The sequence below is a fragment of the Leucobacter sp. cx-42 genome (assembly GCF_014529985.1).
GTDB lineage: Bacteria > Actinomycetota > Actinomycetes > Actinomycetales > Microbacteriaceae > Leucobacter.
Genome location: NZ_JACVMU010000010.1, coordinates 41,391 through 61,562, shown reverse-complemented (window position 1 = coordinate 61,562; position 20,172 = coordinate 41,391). Strand labels below are relative to the sequence as shown.

Below are 20,172 nucleotides of genomic sequence, written 5' to 3'. Positions count from 1 at the left end.
CAGATCGTCACACCTCGGCAGCAGCGCTGGGGGGAAAGAACCGCAATCACAAGTTCTCAAGGGGGGGTGGGAGAACGTGATGTGTTGCGGGGGAAAATTGCGGTTCTTTGTGGTTTCAGCTTATGAACGAAACCTGCCGCGCAGACGGTGAATCAGGGTTTCTGTGACACCGTGCATCGGAATTGAGTCACTGTGCACCGGTGCGTAGGTACACCGTGCACCCAAGCGTGACTCCTGTGGGGTGGACCGTGCGTCATTTTTTGCAAACATTGCCGGACAAAGTGGACAGTTTGCTTCAGAATAGGAGCACAGCCGGGGAGCGGCGACATATCCGTGGGGGAATGAGTGGCAATGACGCCCGAAGAGAGTCTCGAAGTACACAGCTCGATGATCGGTCGTGCGCGCGAATTGCGTGAGGCGAAGAGCTATCTCGCAGACGGCTTCGACGTCGACATTGTCGGGCGGCCGGGCGTTGGCCGGACAACGTTCCTGCGCGCTCTTGCTGAGGTGCTGCGCGAGGACCACTGGCAGGTCGTGATGATCACGGGCGGTGCGGGTGGCGAAGAGGCCCCCTTGCTGCCGCTGCAAATCGCGGGAGTGCTCGAGAGTAACCCGCAGAAGTCAGAGGGACTTGCTGCGGCCGTGAACGCCCTAGCGAGCAGGGCCCGGGGTCAGCGTCTCGTTGTACTGGTCGATGACGGCGCGAACCTCAGCAATCTTGCATGGGGAATCCTGGCGGGCGCTCGCGCGCTCCAGCCCTTCCGCATCGTCGCCACACGTCTGCACTGGGAGCACTACGCTTCGTTCGGCAAAGCGGCCGAATCGCTCCTTTCGCTCACGCTCTCGGTCGAACTCGCCTCGCTGTCGTTCCCGGAGACGGTTGACGTGATTCAGCGGAAGATAAACGGGGTCATTTCTGCGCGCACGGCGAGCAGGGTGTTCGCAAAGTCCGCTGGTATTCCCGGCCTTGCGCTGGCCTTTATTGCGGTGGCGAGAGAAGCGGGCACCCTGGTGAAGCAGGGTGACGTGTGGCGGATCACTGGCGACCTGTGGGGGCCGGCACTCGGAGGTGCAGTGGACTCTATGCTGCAGTTCCTTGAGCCGGAGGACTTGGCCGCGCTCCAAAAGCTTGCGCTGGCAGGGCTCGTTTCGTCTGAGTCGGGTTTGGAACTCGTTGGCCTCGAAGCGTTGCAGCGACTGGAGAGTTTCGGCTTTGTGCGTGCGCACCAGTTCGGCCCGCACGAATGGTTGAGCGTGGTGCCGCCGCTCATCGCCGAAAGTTTCCGGCATGACCTGCAGGCGTACAAGAGTCGACACCTGGCGCAGGGGTTTGAGGTGGTGCCTGAATCGGGGGCGAAGCCCGTTGCCGCTTCCGAACTTTTGCCGCAGTCTGAGGCAGCCCTGTTCTTACTCATCCGCGAGAAGAAGCGAAGCGTCTACATTGAGGCGCGAAAGCAATGGCTTGCTGAGCCCACTCAGGAAGCGGCATTGGCCCTCCTCGATGCCCTCAATGAGAGTCGTGGCGCGAAACACGAGATTGATGAAGTGTTCGATGCGGCGGTGCAGCTCGAGCACGTCGGAGAAACTGGGGTAAAGCTTCGTATTTGGCAGGCCAAGTGGCACGCGTATGAAAACGGCAACCTCGCGCGGGCGTATGAGCTCCTCGACTTGGCAGATGAGCACTCGCCAGAGTTTGCAGGTTTGGTGCTCGCAGCTCGTCTGCGAATCGCCATCGATCTCGACAACCTCGAAGAGGCTGCCGCCGCGTTGCCACCATTGGTGCATGAGTTGCCGCAGCACGAGGCTGTGCTGCCGATTGTGCACGAGCTGTTTTTCCATTTGGGAGACACCGTTCGCGCGAATCTCATCGTCGAACGGCATGGCGAACAGTGGCCAGAACTTGAACTGCGACTGGCGAAGGTGCGTACTGACCTGTCTGCTGGGCTGCTGAGCCAAGCGCTTGAGCTTGCGGCGCGGATCTTCGCTGACGCGATCGGGGCACTCGACGCAGTCGCTGCTCGACGTGCGGGCTGGTTGTTTGCGACGATTTGCATCATGCAGGGGCGGTATCGCGAACTCGTGCAGCTGCACGGTACGATCGCTGGTCTGGGGCAGGTGCCGTGGTTCCCGAACATCGAAACTGACGACATTCTCGATGTGTATGCGGTGGCTCTGATCCGCACGGGAAAATACGACGAGGCACTGCAGCTGCAGACAAACGAACGCGCCGGGCTGTCAGCGCGTGGGTATCTGGAGCGCACAGCCAGGGTGTTCGTGGCGACACAGCACATGCACTCAGAGGGGCGGCACGAAGACGCCTTCGAGGCATTCTGGGCGAATGGTATCGAGCACATCAATCGTGGATCGCGCTTCCTCGGCACGCTCGCGCTGCTCAATGCGGCAGACTTCTCTGATGCGTTCGATCACCTCGACGACCTGCAGGGATACGTTGAACAGAGCGAGAGCCAGTACCTCAACCTCTATCTGGCGTACCTGCTGGCTCGCAAGCGGGGCAATCCTGAGGAGCTGCTCGCTATCGTCGACCAGATGCTGCCAGAGATGATGAGCACGCAGATTGTGTCGGCGTTCCGGTCCGCCATTAATGGCACCTCAGATGCCGGAGACCCGGAGGAAACCTCGGCCGTCGAAGGTCTCTTTGAATCGTTCTTGGAGCGCGCCTCAAGCGACGGCTTCGATATTGACGTCATCGAGTTTTTGGGTCCGCGACTCACCTCGCGCGAAATGGAGATTGCGCAGCTCGTCGTGGCCGGCCTCTCGAATCCGCAGATCGCAGAGTCGCTCGTCATCAGCGTTCGCACTGTGGGCAACCACATTCACCGAATCATGCGGAAGACGAATGCAAAATCACGCGATCAGCTGGTGCGCTACCTGACGCGATCGGGCGGGTAGCTCAGCGGAGGCCCCGTGGGCTGGGCGCGCAGTTACGCGTCGGTGTCAGCGTCAGCCGCGCTACCCGCGTCTCCGTCAAACCGGGTTCGCGCGGCCAACACCTCGGGCATGTGCGTCCGCACCCACCCGTCCAGTGCAAGCAGCACGGGGCGCAACTCGCGCCCGCTCGCGCTGAGCTCGTAGGTCACACGCGGCGGAACCTCCGCGTACGCATGCCGAACAATCAGCCCGTCGCGCTCGAGCGCCTTTAGCGTCTTGGAGAGCATGCGCGGTGAGATGCCGCCGACCGTCTCTGCGAGCTCGCTGTACCGAGCGGGTCCCTCAGCGAGGGCGCCAATGATGAGCACCGTCCAGCGATCGCCAATCTGATCCAGTACCTGCCGACTTTGGCAGTTGGGATTGTAGGGATCGAACGGAAGCTCCTCGCTCATGGCGCCCTCTCTGATGTTGTGGTTAGTACGCGACGCTGATGCGCGAACGGTTGTGCGCGTTCTGCTCCAGTTCGTCTACGTAAGCAATAGCGTAGTCGGCGCCTGAAATTGCCGATTCGCCAGATGCGTCTGACATGAGCACGTCGCCGCCAACGCGGAACGAGCCGGTGCGCTCGCCGGCGTTCCAAGCGCCGAAGCTCGCTGCGGGGCTGACGTAGAACCAATCGAGGGTGCCGTCACTCGCGCGCAGCGCCTCGAGAATCTCGCCGTGTGAGCGAGCCTCTGGCAGGAATGCTTCAGGGAAGTCAGCGCCGTCGAAGACGCGGGGGCCGCCCTCGGAGACCTGCAGTGAGCCGGCACCGCCAACGAAGCTCAGGCGTGCGCCCGCTGCAATTGCCACCTCGCTCAGGAGGGGGAGCACGGTGATGAGTAGCGGATCGCTTGCCGCACGAAGTGCCACCACGATGTGATCCGCACCCTTGGCAACCTCGCGCACGACTGCTTCGTCGAAGATCGAGCCGGCGTGTACCTCGACGCCCTCGACCGGTGCCGCATTGCGCGAGACGCCGACGACCTGGTGCCCGCGCGAGATGAGTTCAGCGGTGATTGCTCCGCCTGCGTAACCAGTGAAACCGAAAACGACGACCTTCGCCATGGGATGCTCCTTGCGTTGAAAAGACTTAATAGTAACTAAGAAATAGTCGCTACCTAAAAGATAGTAACGCGTGAATCTGGGAGTTTGGCGGGGTTAACGAGAATTGCTGGCCCGAGCCGCTAGGCGGCCTCAATCACGCGCTTGATCGCAGCGAGGGTCTCGGGGATGCCGGTGCGAGCTGCGGTCTCGCGGCTCGCAACCTGTGCCTCGGCGTCGTCAGGGAAACGATTGATGACGTACTCCTGGCCCACAGGCAGCCACTCCCAGGTCTCGGTGAGCTCGGTGCCGCCATCTACTGCGCGCATGCTGTAGCTCCAATTGGTTCGGCCGGGGCCGACGCTCCAACCGAACGCGACGCCAGGCTCGGCAGCGATCACGGTGCTCTGGGTTTCCCAGACGCGGGTGCCATCGTCATTGCGGCCGGTGAACACTGCGCCGACCGCGGGACCGTCGCCCTGTTCCCACCAGCACTCACGGCAGACCGGCGACCACTCGCCCGTGCGGGTGACATCGGAGACGGCGGCGTACACCTCCTCGGGGGTGGCAGCGACGAAGATCGAATCTGAGAACGTGCGAGTCGTGTACATGGAGTCATTATGCACCCGTTCTTCGTCTGGTACAGGTACTGCCGAGGGAAACCTGGGTGCTGTAACTGCTGATGAGTACTCAGTTCACTGAAAGAACTGCTCATTCTGCATTTTGGGTTCGTGGAAGACGCATTGCGCTTGCTGGACTTGACTTGAACGGGTGCACGATCCGAGTGGCATCGGTTCGCTGACGCTGCAGAGGCGTGGTGCAACTTTTGAGTGAAAGTGGTGACCACTTCACACTTTTGGCTTAGTGTGAGGAAAAGACCGCTAGCGCCAGAGAGGGCGTGGGCTGGGGTATCACGTGACTCGTGAGATTCCCGGCACTCACGTGACCAGCAATGGTTCTGAGGACGGGGTGAAAGCATGAGCGCAAGGCTTCGGGTGCTATCAAGAGTGCTTGCTGCACTGACGAGCGGACGTGATGTCGAACTCGTCGGTGAAGCTGGGAGCGGTCGAACCGAGTTTTTGAAGACGCTGAAGACCGTGCTCTCCGAACGTCGCTGGACGACCTATGCCGTTGCGGGAAACGCTGCGCAACGGGCAACCCCGTTTGGCGGGCTCGCCCTTGCCGGGTTACTTGGTGACATGCGCCCAGCCATGCCCGCGGTACAGCTCGCGGAAGCGGTCGACCAGCTCGGGGACCGGCTCATCGGGCCGCTTGCCGCGATCCTCATCGATGACGCTGATGAACTCGACAAAGCATCGTGGGCCGCAATTCTTGGCCACACGGCCGGGCATCCAGGTACCAGGGTGATCGTTGCGCGGAATCGAACGGTGCAGCCGGCAATTGGCGAGCACGAGTTGCAGGGGCTCACCATCGAGATCCCCTCGCTTACATTCCGAGAACTCCGTGGTCTCGCTGAAACCCGACTGGGCGCCCCACTCGAAGAGTCTGTGTTGCGTAAGGTCTTTGCCGATTCCGGCGGCATCGCAGGGTTGGCCCGTGACTACATTGACGCGGCCGTCATCAACGGTCGATTGCATCGCGACCGCCGCGAGTGGGTCGCGCACTCAGATCTCTGGTCGGAAGAACTCGTTGGCCGCATCGAATCAATGCTTGCTCCCCTCACCGAGGAAGAGCTGGAAGCACTCGAACTGCTCACCATCATCGGGGTAGCGAGTGTAGATGCCGTGCGGAGCCTGATCGCCTGGAACGTGCTCGAAAACCTTGAGCGGCATAACCTGGTGCGGATCCGCGCCCTGAGTGGTGACCTGCGTATTGCGACGCATCCGCCGCTACTGGCCGACTACTTCCAAAGCCGCTCGCTCGTTGCGCGCCGTGCGCGGTTGACCGAGCTCTCGGCAACGGTGCAAGGTGAGGGACGCGAGACGCTTGAGGACGACGGCTTCGGACTTGACGAATCCTCTGCGCAGGAAAATGCGCTGATTCTACGGCTGTTCCAGGACCAAGCGCAGGGACGCATGCGCGCCGCGCTCACCCAGTGGAAGGATGCCCCCGGCACTCAGACGGCGATCGCGGCTGCGCGAGCGATGATGGAGGTCGAGGAGGCGCTTCCCGGTGTTGAGCGAATCCTGGAATCCGAGCGTGCGAAGAGTGAAAACCGCGGTGACATGCTGCGGCTGCGGCTCCAGCAGGCTGAGTGGTACGGCTGCACACTGATGGACGTCGACCGTGCGGTGACACTGCTGCGGCAAAGCGGATTGAACGGCGATGTTGGCACCCGCGTTGCCGACGCGTTCTCAATCTTGCTCGAGTCCACGCTCGATCGCGTGCCCGCCGACTATGCGGCGCGGCTCGTGCTCACGCCAGATATTCCGCCTGCTGCACAGTTCCGGATGTTGCAGGTGAAGATATCAGCGCAGATTCTTTCGGGAGACTTCGCTGGTGCCGAGCTCAGCCTGAGCGAGCTTGAAGCCATCGTGGTCGAGGGTGACGAATTCTCGCTCGGCTACCTCCGCGCACTCGTGCAGATCGGCACGGGAGATCTTGCGGAAGCGCTCGTCTCATCGCGCCTCGCATACGCGCAGGCGCTCACCGCGCTTGATTCCCACGCACTCATCCGGCATGCGGCCGTGCTCGTTTACGCTTTGGAAGCCCAGAGCCGGTATGCAGAGGCCGAGGATGTGCTTGCGACCGTCCTCCCCATCGCCCACCCACGCGGCATCACCGCGATGGTGTCGTATCTCGTATTGCAGGGCAGCGCGGCGCTGATCGCAGCGCGCGCCGGCCGACTTGAGCAGGCACAGACGCACCTCAATGCACTGCACGATCTCGAACACAACGGTGCATCGGTGCTGCGGCAGCTCCCCGTCGAGGCCGAAGCACAGCTGCTGATCGCGGGAAACCAGCGCATGCAAGCTGCCGAGTTGCTGTGGTCCCGCGGAACAGAATTGAGCGCGCGTGGCTATCTGTTTCCTGGCCTCATGCTGCGGATCGGAGCGCTCGAGGTGTGCCAAGACCCGGCCCGCCTCGCGCTGCTCGCCCCCGAAGTCGCGGCGATGGACAGCGAATTCGTGAGCGCGTACTTTGATGCGGTCTCGTACTTCCATGACCCTGAAAAGTTCGATCCGCGCGCTGTTGTGCGTCGAGTTGCTGACGCTGGGCGGATCGGCATCGCGCTTGCCACCCTTGACTTTGCATCCGTGCTGGTCGAGCCCGACGTGCGTGATGAGCTCCAGATGATTCGTGAGGAGCTGTTGACGCGAGATCCGCGCGCGAACTATGAGACGCGACGGTTCCAGTCGTCGGCAGCGCGCCTGACCGAGCGCGAGTCTGAAATTGCTCATCTCGCGTCTGGCGGACTCACCAACGCGCAGATCGCAACGCAGCTCACGCTGAGCGTGCGGACGGTCGAAAACCACATGCACCGCGTTATCCGCAAGCTTGGTGTGAGCGGACGTCAGGGCGTGCGCGACTATTTGTTCAGTGAACGCGGGTTGTGAGCGGGCGCTTGGGCCGCTCTTCGAATTACCTTTGAATCATGTCGAGTATCTTCGCAGCCACGGTGCTGCTGAACGTCTATGCGGCGCTGCTGGTGTTGCTGCGGGCGCCATTGTTCCAGACAAAGCTGTATCGCCCGATGCTGTGGAACATTTGGTTGTCGGTGCTGCCCGTCATCGTGCTCGCCGTCGGGAGCCTGAGCGGGATCATTCTGCTGCTCGTGTCCCGACCAGCGGCAATCATTGTGCTGGTGGTTACCGCTGTGGTGTGGCTGCTCTTGCTGCCCAACGCGAGCTATCTCATTACCGAGCTCAACTTCTCGCACCGCCGCGATGATGACCGGACGCCGCTTTGGTACGACATCATTCTGGTCATTAGCCTCGCGATGTCTGGCGTCGCGAACGCTGTAGTGAACGTGTTCATCGCGCACATTGTGTTTGCCATCACGATCTTTGGCGATGCTGCCCAATCGTTGAACGAGAACACCTCGATCGTCTTCGTGATCGTGATCATGCTGCTCGTCTCCTTCGGCATGTACCTCGGGCGTTACCCCCGCTTCAACAGCTGGGATCTCAAGCACCCCGTCGGGTTCGTGCGCAAGCTCACCGGTCACTTCTCCGAGCGCAACAACGTGCTCACTGCGCTGGGCTTCACGATCACCCACGCGGCCTTCCTCGCCCTGATGTACTACCTGATTGTCGGCCCGGTGGTGGAGGGGCTCATGCTCGTCGAGCAGGTCAGGCTCGGCGGGTAGCCTGCTTGGCCCGCTCAAGTTGACTCGACAAACAGTGAAGGCCCGGAGAGAGCAGTTGCTCTCTCCGGGCCTTCACTAACGTGCGACGCTACGCGCGTTGCATCAAACGCTTACTCGCCCGCTTCTTCTTCCTGGCGCGTGAATACGGCCATGGTCTCGAAGTGGTGGGTGTGCGGGAAGATGTCGAAGCCGCGCAGCTCGATCAGGTCGTAGCCCTGATCGGTGAGCGTGCGGGTATCGCGCGCGAGTGCGACGGGGTCGCACGCAACGTAGATGATGTTGCGGGGCGACAGCTTCACGAGCTGCTCCGAAACGTGTCCGCCTGCGCCCGAACGGGGCGGGTCGAGCACGACGGTGCCGCGGGTGATCCGCTCACGAACGGTCGGTGCAGCTTCGAGCAGCTCGGCAAGGTACTTGTCGACCTTTGCCGTGATTGCCATCGCGCCTACGAGCTCCGAGAGGTTCTCTGCTGCGTCGTCGGTTGCTGCGCTTTCAGCCTCAACGGTCGTGACCTTGATGTTCGGTCCGACTGCCTCTGCCATTGCGGCTGCGAGCAGGCCCGCGCCACCGTAGAGGTCGAGGTTGGTTGCGGTCGCGTCAACGAGGCCGTCTTCTGCGAGCTCGGCGATCGAATCGCGAACCGCGTTGAAGAGTACGACGGGTGCGAGGTCGTGGATCTGCCAGAAGCCACCAGCGCGCACGGTGAAGCCGCGGTCTTCGACGAGCTCCTGCATTGCATCGCCCTCGCCGTTGCGCTTGCCCTCAGCGGTGATGAGCATGCGCGAATCATCGCCTGCAGGATCAACGAGGTCAATCGCATCAACACCGAGCATCGACTCCTCAAGCGGAGCGAGCTGGTTCAGCGAATCGGTTGCGAGGGGCAGCGACTGCACGGGCACGATGTTGCGGCTGCGTGCGGCGTAGGGGCCGACCGCGCCGGTCTCGGGGTCGACGTGCAGGCGCACGCGAGTGCGGTAGCCGAGGCCGTTGCGCTCGTCATCGCCGGGCACTGCCTCGACGAGTTCGTCGAGCAGCGCCTCGAACTCTGCCTTGGTCTCTTCGTCGTCGTCCTCGCCTGCTGCGAGCTCGATGCCGCCGAAGCGCTGCATCGAATCAACGAGCACCTCTGCCTTCAGGCGACGCTGGCGAGCGAGTGCGATGTGACCGAACTCTGCGCCACCTGCGCGCTCCTCGGGGGCGCGCTCGACCGATGCCTCTGCCCACACGTGGGGGCGGCGGTCGGGCGATGCCTCGAGTACCTCAAGCACGATTGCGCGTGCGAACGACTTCTTCTTGGCGTCGGTTACGCGTGCAAGTACGCGCTCGCCGGGAATCGCATCAGCGACGAAGACCACGCGGCCTTCGTGGCGTGCAACGCAGACACCGCCGTGGGCGATGCCGGTGATTTCAAGTTCAATCTCATCGCCGACGGAGAGGGCTCCGGCCTGCGGGGAACTAGCTTTACGCTCAGACATCCTTCTATTGTCCCATGTTCTGATGACCGGTGCGGCACAGGATTCCTCCCCGGGACTGGGAATATTACCGAAACGGTACGTAAAATCATTACTATGCATCTGAATGAAACCCGAGCGTGGAATAAGTTCTACGCAAAAGGCACTCCGATTGACATTGAGCCAGTGACCGGCTCGCTCATCGATCTGCTCGATGAACGCTGCGCACAGTACGCAGATCGCCCGGCTGCCGCATTCTTCGGTGCCACCACTACGTATCGCGAGCTGGGTGAAAACGTTGCTCGCGTTGCTCAGGGTCTGCACGACCTTGGTGTGCGCGCTGGTGACCGCGTCGCGCTCATCATGCCGAACGCCCCGCAGCACGTTGTGGCGTTCTATGCGGTGCTGCGTCTCGGCGCTGTCGTGGTCGAGCACAACCCGCTCTACACTCGCGACGAGCTCGAGACCCAGTTCCGAGATCACGGAGCGCAGATCGTCATCTCCTGGGACAAGAAGGTCGAAACTCTTCAGCAGCTCCCCAAGGATCTCGGCATCAAGACCATCATCGCGGTCGATGTCACCCGCGCGATGCCGCTCAAGATGCGCGCACTTCTGCGCCTCCCGATCGCGAAGGCGCGCGAGTCGCGTGCGAACCTCACGGCGCCTACCTCGGGAACCGTGCCGTTCGGCAAGCTGCTGAAGTCGGCCCCCATTGCGGCGGATCATCCCCGCCCGAAGAAAAACGATATTGCCTGCCTGCAGTACACCTCGGGCACCACCGGTGCGCCGAAGGGCGCGATGATCTCGCACGAGAACCTGTGGGCGAACGCGCGCATGGGCGCTGCGTGGATGCCTGACTTCGAGCACGGCACCGGCAACATTTACGGCCTGCTGCCGATGTTCCACTCCTTCGGCCTGCTGCTCTCGGTGATCTACGCCGTTGAGACGGGTTCGTGCGCGGTGCTGTTCCCGACCTTTGACCCTGCACTCGTCGCAGATGCTTCGAAGAAGTTCCCGCCGACCTTCATTCCTGCTGTGCCGCCGATGTTCGATCGCATGTCGCGCGTCGCGCGTGACGGTTCGCTCGACCTGAAGAACGTGGTGTACGCGATCTCTGGCGCTATGACGCTGACCCCCGCGATCGTGAACCGCTGGGAAGAGCTCGCGGGCAGCATGCTCAACGAGGGCTATGGCCTCACTGAGACGAGCCCGATTGCGCTCGCGAACCCGTTCAACGAGTCGCGCAAGATTGGCGCGATCGGTCTGCCGTTCCCGTCGACCGATATTCGTGTGGTGGATCCCGAGAACCCCGCACGCGAGGTCGCGCAGGGTGAGACCGGCGAACTGCTGATTGCCGGACCGCAGGTGTTCCAGGGCTACTGGAACCGTCCGGAAGAATCGGAAGCTGCAATCTTCGATGGCCGCTGGCTGCGCACCGGTGACCTTGTCGCGCAAGACGAAGACGGCTTCGTTACGGTCGTCGACCGCAAGAAGGAGCTCATCATCACGGGCGGCTTCAACGTCTCGCCGAGTGAGGTCGAAGCGGTCGTGAACGCGCTTCCCGGCGTCGCTGAGTGTGCGGTCGTTGGCGTTCCTCGCGGCAGCGGCACTGAGGTGGTCACTGCGGCGATCATTCTCGAGCCCGGCGCAGAGTTCGACGAGGAAGCAGCTCGTGCTGCAGCCCGCGAACACCTTGCCGAGTACAAGCGTCCGAGCAGCTACCTCATCTGGGAAGAACTCCCGAAGACCCTCATCGGCAAGGTCATTCGCCGCCACGTGCGGGATGCGCTGATCGCCGACCGCAAGGCAGTGCGCGCAAACATCGACGAGTAGGGGCCCGTGCCGCCGCGCCCGCAACTCTGGGCTCAACCCCTCGAAACAGCCCCTTTCTCCCGAAACTCGCCCTTATTCACGCAAGAAAGGGTCACTCTCGGCAGAAACGGTCGATCTCGAGGGGCTGACCGCAGCCCTGAGCAACCCTGAGCTGATGTGGCACCCAACGCGCAGCATTCCTGGTCCTCGCCAGTGAATAAGGAACGGGCCGGCCATCGGCCGGGCTGCCTTTCCTAATGAGCCGAGGTGCTCACCCAGCTGCACAGCCGAGATTCACCTCACTCCAACGGGCCTGAGGCCGCGCACACAGAGAAAGCCCGGGCAATCACTCGATGAGTGACAGCCCGGGCTTTCGCATTCTTGCAGGGTCTACAGCTTCGCTGCATCCCCCGAACCATCGGCCGCCTTCGCGGTCAAGATCGAAGTCCGAATCTGCTCGCCAATGAGGCCAACGCCGTCGGCGCCGCCCGGCAGGAAGACCGTGGTCGTCTTGCCGGCACTCGCGACGCCAAGCATGGTGTCGAAGTACTGGTTTGCCAGCATGACTTCTTCAGCGTTGGCAACGCCCGCCTCCTGGAGTACGCGGCGCTGCTCGGCCAGGCCTTCGGCAATTGCACGGCGCTGCATCGCGATGCCCTCACCCGAGAGACGCTTAGCCTCGCTGTCGCCCTGCGCCTTACCGATGACGCCGATCTTGTACGCTTCAGCTTCTGCGGTCGCAGCGTCACGCATGCGCTCGGCAGCGTTGATGCGGTTCATCGCGGCCTCAACCTCACCGTCGGGGCGAACGCCCGTGACGAGGGTACGCACGATCTCGTAGCCGTACTCCTGCATCGTGGTGCTGAGCTGCTCATTGACCTCGGACGCGATGCGGTCCTTCTCGGCGAAAACGTCATCGAGCGTCTTGCTCGGCACGGTCGAACGAACCGCGTCGAAGATGTAGCTCGCGATCTGTTCGTCGACGTCGGTGAGCGCGTAGTTTGCGCGGTAGAGGTTGCTGTCTTCACGGGTGTCGACGCTGCCGTCGGTGCGCGACGGGGTGCGTTCGGAGGTTGCGACGCGGTACTGCACCGAGACGTCGAGATCGACGGTCACCTTGTCGTTCGTGATCGTTGAGATGACGCGGTCCATCTGCTGAATACGCAGGCTCATACGGTTCGCAATCGTGTCAACGATGGGGATACGTGCGTTAATGCCAGCCTTTGCCATGCGGTGGAACTTGCCGAATCGCTCGATCACGGCCACCTGGTTGGTTTTCACGATGTAGAGCGAGGCTGCCAAGAGAATGACAATGAGTACGATCGCCACAACGGCGATCACCACACCAAGAATTGCTGAGTCGGACATCTGAGTTCGCCTCCTTTGCGCGCGCTTTCGGTGCGCGTCGCGTTCAGTCCAACAAGTCTCCCAGGAACCACCGACACTTGTCGATGCACCTTAGGCTTGTAGCATGCGCCTCTATCTCGCTTCCACGTCACCCGCACGACTTTCGGTCCTCCGCGGAGCCGGCATTGAGCCGATTTGTTTCTCACCTAACGTCGACGAGGACGCAGAGGTCCAGAAGCGCGAGGCCGAGATCGGCCGCAAGCTCACCGCACCGGAGCTCACTGAGTACCTTGGCCGACTCAAGGCCGAGGACGTCGTCCGCCGCTTCGGCCCCGAGGGCACGAACGAGATTGACGGCCTCGTCCTCGGCGGCGACTCGATGTTCTTGCTTGACGGTGAGATCCTCGGCAAGCCGCACGTCCCCGACGTCGCACTCGAGCGCTCGAAGCAGCACCGTGGGAAGACCGGTGTCCTGCACTCGGGCCACTGGCTCGTTGATGTGACTGGTGGCAAGGTGCGCGATGGGCGCGGATCCGTCGACACCGCAACTGTCACCCTCGCAGCCGATGTCACCGACGAAGAGCTTGCCGCTTATGTCGCGACGGGGGAGCCGCTGCAGCTTGCTGGCGGATTCGCCATCGACGGCCTCGCAGGCGCCTTCATTGAGAAGATCGAGGGTGCTCCGAGCTGCGTCATCGGTCTCTCGCTGCCCGCACTGCGGCTGCTGGTGCGTGAACTCGGCCACGACTACACGACCCTTTGGAGTCTCCCTGCGGCCTAATGGCTTTCACCCCTTGCTTATTCGTGGCAAAAGCATAGATTTATATGCATGAACACAAAGCAAAGAGGCTTGGGCATCGCGCTGGCTGGAGCAACCGTATTGTCGCTGGGGCTGCTCACGGCGTCCCCTGCACTCGCGGAGGAGGCCCCCGCGGATCCCGCTGCAGCTGATATCACGGCGGTCGAAGATGTTCCTTCGAACTGCACGCTCAGCGAAACGCACTTCCTGTATGACACATATACAGAACCTGCGTTGAACCTCTTTGTGAAGAGAACGATTACACCCGATCCGAATGTTCCGTTCGATCCAGACAATCCGCAGCAGTTTTTCCGAAGCGGGACCGGCACGTTCACAAACCAAACCCATCATGTGTTCTACGAGCCGGTGATGTTTATTCGAGACAAGGCTGTCATCCAAGATGTTGGTCCAGGCGCCGTCACCGTATGGTTGGTGTTTGATCCAGCGACCATGGCGTTCCGAAGCTCTACCAACGTAAAGTGGCTACCCACTTGGGAGCCGATCACCGGACGCATGGAAGTGAAGTATCGGGACACCGATACCCCAGTGATTCTTTTTGATGCCAGCGACCTCAACCTCACAAACGGTGGGTCGCGCCCCGGATATCCGCTCCCCAATATTGCACCCGGTGAAACGAAGGCAGTGAATTACAAGACCTCAACCACCGCGCCGACCAGGGGCGGGGGTGCTTACTATGGCTACAGCTGGCACGCAAACCTCGCAGGGAAGACCTGTCTTCCTGTTCCCACTGTTGCGCCGGTGACCGATTCGAGCACCCTCCTGCTCGAGGGCACCGGAACCACTCAGGGCGACGTGATCACGCTGAGTGACGATCTGGGAAATGACCTCGGCACGGCAACGGTGCAACCTGACCTGACCTGGAAGGTCGATTTGGCCGCACCCGTGGACCCCACTGCGCAGAAGGTTGTGGCTGTAGCAACCGACATCTTTGGCTTCACAGGTACGGCCGAGACCGCATTGCTCGGCTCAGTGTCTTGGACAAAAGCGAGTAGCGAGAACTCTGAACTCTTGGACGGATCAGCCTGGAACATCTCCGGCCCCGATGGCTTCACGCTCGATGTGACCGATGGTGGGCAGAGCGACACCAATGCGGAAGCGGGCCAGCTGGGAATTGAGAGCCTGAGACTTGGGAAGTATGTACTGACGGAAACGGTTGCGCCTCAGGGATTTGTGCGGTCAGAGAAGCCGATTGAGTTCGAAATCGATACCAACAATTGGGTGATTGATCTCGGGCAGGTACTCAACGATCCGATCAAGGCCGTGGACCCGGTTAAGCCGGTGGATCCAGCCGACCCGAAGGATCCTGCACACCCTGAGAAACCTGGCGACACCGCGAAGCCAGCGGGGCAGACAAAAGCACCTGCCGGTGGCGGGCTCGCGCGCACGGGCGCTGATTCCCTGTCGCTGCTCGGGTTCGGAGCCGCCGGTCTCGTGTTGGCAGGGCTTGGAACCACGTACCTCGCGTCACGCAGAAAGGCTCGCAACGCGGCCTAACCTCCCGCTGCAGCCGCGCTGATCGTTGCCCTCACCCCCGCGCCAACAGTGCCACGGTGAGGGCAGCGATCGTTGCGCCCTCCGCAAGGTCGACGTCAAGCAGCTCCTCGATGAGTGCAATGCGCTGGTAGAACACTGATCGCGATAGGCGCGCCTCCTGGGCGGCGAGTGAGCGGTTCGTGGGGTGTGCAAGGTACGCCGCGAGCACCACGAGGAGATCGCCGCTGTGGCCAGCACCGCGCTCGCCGTCGTGGGTGACGAGCGGTTCAAGCATTGAGCGAGAGAAGTCCTGGACCTCGGGCGTGGACGACAGGCCACGCACGAGGTAGGCGAGGGGCTGGCGTTCGGCGAGGAGGACGTCGACGCGGCCTGATCCGCGCACCGTGCGAGCGACGGAGCGCGCGGCGGGGCCGGGACCGGCCACACCGGCCCCCGCGCCCGCGGGCACCTCGTGCGCGATGCGCTCAAGCGAGGAGATGAGCGCCTTCGGGCGCCGTGCAGCGACGCCGAGAGAGAGCCGTGCACGCCAGGAAGCCGGTAGTGTCGCGGGGAGCATCATCTCGAGCTCCTTGGCGAGTCGCGACGCGAGGGGATGCGGTGCGTCGGGCAACAGATCCGCGCCCGTGAGCGCGCGTGTCTTGCCAGTGCGCGGATCATCCTCCGGGAACGACAGCAGCGCAACCAATCCGCGAGCTGACTGGGGGTTCGCTGCGAGCAACACCTTGCCGTCTGGGGCAACTGCGCGGCGCAGTGCGGTGCGCAGGGTCGCAAGTTCGAGGCCCTCATGCCCGCCAAAATCACCCGTGCCAGTGAGCGTCGCGCCGAACAGCTCGCGACCGGCCATGGGGAGGCCAGCAGACTCCAGCTGCAGTGTGAGATCGCGCTCGCCGCGGTAGCGTCCCTCGAGCACGGCATCGAAGAGTCGCTTCGATCCGAGTTCGAGCCACTGTTCGCCGTCTGCGTCCGCGAGGCGGCCGAGTGCGAGGGCGAACGCGCCGAGTTCCAGCACGGTCGCGCGGCCAGCTGGGTGCGGCGCCCCTGGTAGCGCCGTCAAGAATCCCCAGCGTTGCCCGCGAGCTTCCACTGCGACCCTGGTTGAGCCGACAGGGGGGCGCGGATCCGCGCCACTGTGCTGCGCCGTAGCCCACACCGCGAGTAACTCGTCGTCTGCAGCAGGATCGGTGCCCACCTGCGGACCAGCCTGCGACCACGCGATGACGCGGTGACCCGCATCCTCCAAGACGACGGGTGCGCCGAGCACATCGGCGATCCGCGCCACGACATAGTCGACCGGGCTGCGGTTCAGACCAAGCTCGGTGAGCATGCTGTGGACAGCCTCACGGGCTTCGAGTGCTTCGTTCTGAGCGGCCAGCACGCGCTGATGCACGCGCTGGGTGATCTGTACGAACCTGACCTCGTTGTGCAGCGCGATGAGTGGAATGTCGTGCTCCAGGCAGCGCGCAACGAGCGCGGGAGGTGCGGTCTCGAAGCCGGCGCCGAGCTCGAAGATTACGGCCGCGGGATCCGCGCCCGTAAGCGTCTCAGCGAGTGCAGCAAGTGAGGCGTCATCGCTCGGCCAGCCTGCGCCCGTGGTGAGTACCAATTCGCCGCCATCCAAGAGCGCGGCAGCGCTCGCGCCCGCGACAACATGCGCCCAACGGACCGGGCGCGTGAGCCCCAGATCGCCCGTCACGAGCTCGGGGGAACCAGCCGAAATTTCCGTGAGGCTCAGCACATCGCGCACGGTGGGAAGCGGGGCGTTCTCCTGCTGCATTGTGGTCTCCATGACTCGATCATACAAAGTGTCCGAAGAATGTGCGCATTGGGGATGATTTGCTGGTCGCGGGCGTTGAATCGGGCTGGCAAGCTAGATCTGCACGGGGAATCACCCCCGAACACTCTGCCTGAAGTTCAATGAGGATCCCAGTGACGGACCTCTTGAATACCCAGGTTTCACCAGTAATCACGAGAAAGGACGAGCACGCATGGCGCTCATTCCTCACGTTATCGGCGGCGAAAAGGTCGAAGCAGCAGCACGCAAGCAGGCTGTCTACAACCCCGCAACCGGTGAGCAGATCCACGAGGTCCCCATCGCAGGCGTAGAGACCGTCGAGCAGGCAATCGCTGCAGCACAGGCTGCACTGCCCGCATGGCGCAAGACCAGCCTGACCAAGCGCGCAGATGTGTTCTTCCGCCTCCGCCAGCTCCTCAAGGCACGCACCCCCGAGATCTCGGCAATCGTGACCGCAGAGCACGGCAAGGTGCTCGACGACGCGGCTGGTGAGGTCGCACGTGGCCTCGAGAACGTTGAGTTCGCAGCAGGCCTCATGAACCTCCTCAAGGGCGAGCGCGACGAGCAGGTTTCGACCGGCGTTGACGTTCACTCGGTGAAGCAGCCCGTCGGCGTTGTCGCGGCAATCACCCCCTTCAACTTCCCCATCATGGTTCCCCTCTGGATGATCGCTTCGGCAATCGCATGCGGCAACACCGTGGTCCTCAAGCCCTCGGAGCGCGACCCTTCGGCTTCGGTCTTCATCGCTGACCTCTTCCGCGAGGCTGGCCTGCCCGACGGCGTGCTCAACGTTGTTCACGGCGACAAGACCGCTGTCGACACCCTGCTCGACGCACCCGAGGTCAAGGCAATCTCGTTCGTTGGTTCGACCCCCATCGCGAAGTACATCTACTCGCGTGCGGCAGAGAACGGCAAGCGCGTTCAGGCACTCGGCGGTGCAAAGAACCACATGCTCGTCATGCCCGACGCTGACATCAAGGTCACCGCTGACGCAGCTGTTTCGGCAGGCTACGGCGCAGCTGGTGAGCGTTGCATGGCAGTTTCGGTGGTCGTTGCTGTTGGTGACGAGGTCGCGGATCGCCTGATCCCCGAAATCGCAAAGCGCATCGCAGACCTCAAGATCGGTGACGGCGCTGCTCCCGGCACCGACATGGGCCCGCTCATCACCCCCGAGGCGAAGGCTCGCGTTGAGGGCTACGTTGCAGGCGCAGAGGCAGAGGGCGCAACCATCGTGGTTGACGGCCGTGACTTCAAGTTCGAGGGCAACGGCTTCTTCACCGGTGCAACCCTGCTCGATCACGTCAAGACCGACAGCGCGGTATACCGCGACGAGATCTTCGGCCCGGTCCTCGCAGTGGTCCGCGTAGACAGCTACGAAGAGGGCCTCCGCATCATCAACGAGCACCAGTACGGCAACGGCACCGCGATCTTCACCCGTGACGGTGGCGTCGCACGCCAGTTCGAGTTCGAGGTTGAGGCTGGCATGGTTGGCATCAACGTGCCGATCCCCGTACCCGTTGGCTCGTTCTCGTTCGGTGGCTGGAAGAACTCGCTCTTCGGCGACACCCACATCTACGGCCCCGAGTCGATCAACTTCTACACCCGCTCGAAGGTCGTCACCACTCGCTGGCCGAACCCCGAGCAGTCGAAGATCGACCTCGGCTTCCCGAGCAACGGCTAACACGCCCCACTCTTCCATCGCCCCGAGGGCGGTCCGTGAGCTGCTGTAATCCCCAGCATGGCAGCGCACGGACCGTCCCGGGGCTTTGGTCCTCGGTATTAGTACTTTCACCGCAGAAGGAACTCTCACACAACATGTCTGATTATGTAGACCTCAACGGCACCGAGCAGGCGTTCGGTGACACCGACGCGCAGCGCGAGGTCCGTTCGAACGATCGCGATTACGTCTTCCATTCGTGGTCGGCGCAGGGCAAGATCAACCCGCTTCCCATCGCCAAGGGCGAGGGCGTTCGTTTCTGGGACTACGACGGCAAGGAATACCTTGATTTCTCGTCGCAGCTCGTGAACCTGAACCTCGGTCACCAGCACCCCGGTCTGATCCGCGCCATCCAGGAGCAGGCAGGTCGCCTCGCGACCATCCAGCCCGCAATGGCAAACGACGTGCGCGGCGAGCTCGCAAAGCGCATCGTTGAGCACTCGTTCGAGGGTGCACGCTCGGTCTTCTTCACCAACGGCGGTGCAGACGCAAACGAGTACGCAGTGCGTATGGCTCGTCAGTCGACCGGTCGCCAGAAGATCATGGCGCGCTACCGCTCGTACCACGGCTCGACCTCGACCGCGATCACCCTGACCGGTGAAGCACGTCGCTGGCCGAACGGCACCCCCGACGCTGGCGTTGTCCACTTCATGGGCCCGTACCAGTACCGCTCGGAGTTCCACGCTGAGACTGAGGCGCAGGAGTCGGAGCGCGCGCTTCGTCACCTCGAGCACACCATTCAGCTCGAAGGACCCGACACCATCGCGGCAATCATCCTCGAGACCGTGACCGGCACCAACGGTATCTTCGTCCCGCCCGCAGGCTACCTGCCCGGTGTTCGCGAGATCTGCGACCGCTACGGCATCCTCCTCATCTGCGATGAGGTCATGGCAGGCTTCGGCCGCACTGGTGAGTGGTTCGCATTCCAGGGCTTCGACGTCACCCCCGACCTCGTTACCTTCGCAAAGGGAGTCAACTCGGGTTACGTCCCCCTCGGTGGCGTGGTCATCAGCGAGAAGATCCACCAGGCGTTCGAGGAGACCTCGTTCCCCGGCGGCCTCACCTACTCGGGCCACCCGCTCGCGTGTGCAGCAGGCGTCGCAACGTACGACATCTTCAAGGAAGAGCAGATCCTCGAGCGCGTTCGCGATCTCGCAGCGCGCGTGATCGAGCCCCGCCTCAATGAGATGGCTGCGAAGCACAAGTCGATCGGCGAAGTTCGCGGCAAGGGCTTCTTCTGGGCACTTGAGCTCGTCACCGATCGCGAGACCCGCGAGCCGCTCGGCGCAGAGGCGTACAACAACGTTGTCGCAGCCTGCAAGAGCGCGGGCCTCTGGCCGTTCGCTGCCGGCAACCGCCTGCAGATCGCGCCGCCGCTCATCACGAGCGAAGCGGACCTCGTGAAGGGCCTCGACATCATCGACGCAGCGCTCGACGCTGCAGATGCTGCTTACGTAGGTAAGTAACCCTTAGCCGGGGATTGGGTGTGAGCCTGAT

At 62.6% G+C, this 20,172-nt stretch carries 14 protein-coding genes; 8 read left to right on the top strand and 6 right to left on the bottom strand.

Going from position 1 to position 20,172, the window contains the following annotated elements; genetic code table 11:
- Nucleotides 1-351: 351 nt before the first annotated feature.
- Nucleotides 352-2,910: a LuxR C-terminal-related transcriptional regulator gene (locus ICM05_RS10345; protein WP_188024509.1), complete on the top strand. Its 2,559-nt coding sequence runs from the start codon at nucleotides 352-354 to the stop codon at nucleotides 2,908-2,910.
- Nucleotides 2,911-2,942: 32 nt separating this feature from the next.
- Here ICM05_RS10345 and ICM05_RS10340 read toward each other — a convergent pair whose 3' ends face one another.
- The 3 genes from ICM05_RS10340 to ICM05_RS10330 form a co-directional block, all read right to left on the bottom strand.
- Complete coding sequence (locus ICM05_RS10340; protein ID WP_188024508.1) at nucleotides 2,943-3,341, bottom strand: helix-turn-helix domain-containing protein; 399 nt, start codon at nucleotides 3,339-3,341, stop codon at nucleotides 2,943-2,945.
- 22 nt (nucleotides 3,342-3,363) lie between these two features.
- Nucleotides 3,364-3,996 carry an NAD(P)-dependent oxidoreductase gene (locus ICM05_RS10335; RefSeq protein WP_188024507.1) on the bottom strand — a complete coding sequence of 211 codons (633 nt, stop codon included), beginning with the start codon at nucleotides 3,994-3,996 and terminating at the stop codon, nucleotides 3,364-3,366.
- Nucleotides 3,997-4,115: 119 nt separating this feature from the next.
- Nucleotides 4,116-4,583: an SRPBCC family protein gene (locus ICM05_RS10330; RefSeq protein ID WP_188024506.1), complete on the bottom strand. Its 468-nt coding sequence runs from the start codon at nucleotides 4,581-4,583 to the stop codon at nucleotides 4,116-4,118.
- 366 nt (nucleotides 4,584-4,949) lie between these two features.
- Here ICM05_RS10330 and ICM05_RS10325 point away from each other — a divergent pair, with 366 nt between their 5' ends.
- Nucleotides 4,950-7,490, top strand: a complete 2,541-nt coding sequence (locus tag ICM05_RS10325; RefSeq protein ID WP_188024505.1) for a LuxR C-terminal-related transcriptional regulator — start codon at nucleotides 4,950-4,952, stop codon at nucleotides 7,488-7,490.
- Nucleotides 7,491-7,528: 38 nt separating this feature from the next.
- The gene (locus ICM05_RS10320; RefSeq protein ID WP_188024504.1) at nucleotides 7,529-8,242 is read left to right on the top strand and encodes a DUF1361 domain-containing protein; all 714 of its coding nucleotides are present in this window, start codon (nucleotides 7,529-7,531) and stop codon (nucleotides 8,240-8,242) included.
- A gap of 110 nt (nucleotides 8,243-8,352) precedes the next feature.
- Here ICM05_RS10320 and ICM05_RS10315 read toward each other — a convergent pair whose 3' ends face one another.
- Nucleotides 8,353-9,717, bottom strand: coding sequence for a class I SAM-dependent RNA methyltransferase (locus tag ICM05_RS10315; protein WP_188024503.1), 1,365 nt, complete (start codon nucleotides 9,715-9,717; stop codon nucleotides 8,353-8,355).
- A gap of 93 nt (nucleotides 9,718-9,810) precedes the next feature.
- Between ICM05_RS10315 and ICM05_RS10310 the strand changes: the two genes are divergently transcribed.
- Complete coding sequence (locus ICM05_RS10310; RefSeq protein ID WP_188024502.1) at nucleotides 9,811-11,526, top strand: long-chain-fatty-acid--CoA ligase; 1,716 nt, start codon at nucleotides 9,811-9,813, stop codon at nucleotides 11,524-11,526.
- Between the two features lie 369 nt (nucleotides 11,527-11,895).
- Here ICM05_RS10310 and ICM05_RS10305 read toward each other — a convergent pair whose 3' ends face one another.
- Nucleotides 11,896-12,873 (bottom strand): SPFH domain-containing protein, encoded by a 978-nt coding sequence (locus tag ICM05_RS10305; protein ID WP_188024501.1) that lies wholly within the window; start codon nucleotides 12,871-12,873, stop codon nucleotides 11,896-11,898.
- A 103-nt stretch (nucleotides 12,874-12,976) separates the two neighbouring features.
- Between ICM05_RS10305 and ICM05_RS10300 the strand changes: the two genes are divergently transcribed.
- Nucleotides 12,977-13,633, top strand: a complete 657-nt coding sequence (locus ICM05_RS10300) for a nucleoside triphosphate pyrophosphatase (protein ID WP_188024500.1) — start codon at nucleotides 12,977-12,979, stop codon at nucleotides 13,631-13,633.
- A 48-nt stretch (nucleotides 13,634-13,681) separates the two neighbouring features.
- Complete coding sequence (locus tag ICM05_RS10295; RefSeq protein WP_188024499.1) at nucleotides 13,682-15,166, top strand: prealbumin-like fold domain-containing protein; 1,485 nt, start codon at nucleotides 13,682-13,684, stop codon at nucleotides 15,164-15,166.
- A gap of 31 nt (nucleotides 15,167-15,197) precedes the next feature.
- Here ICM05_RS10295 and ICM05_RS10290 read toward each other — a convergent pair whose 3' ends face one another.
- Complete coding sequence (locus tag ICM05_RS10290) at nucleotides 15,198-16,952, bottom strand: PucR family transcriptional regulator (RefSeq protein WP_251364627.1); 1,755 nt, start codon at nucleotides 16,950-16,952, stop codon at nucleotides 15,198-15,200.
- 199 nt (nucleotides 16,953-17,151) lie between these two features.
- Here ICM05_RS10290 and ICM05_RS10285 point away from each other — a divergent pair, with 199 nt between their 5' ends.
- The gene (locus tag ICM05_RS10285; protein ID WP_188024498.1) at nucleotides 17,152-18,639 is read left to right on the top strand and encodes a CoA-acylating methylmalonate-semialdehyde dehydrogenase; all 1,488 of its coding nucleotides are present in this window, start codon (nucleotides 17,152-17,154) and stop codon (nucleotides 18,637-18,639) included.
- 134 nt (nucleotides 18,640-18,773) lie between these two features.
- Nucleotides 18,774-20,141, top strand: coding sequence for an aspartate aminotransferase family protein (locus tag ICM05_RS10280; RefSeq protein WP_188024497.1), 1,368 nt, complete (start codon nucleotides 18,774-18,776; stop codon nucleotides 20,139-20,141).
- Nucleotides 20,142-20,172: the final 31 nt, after the last annotated feature.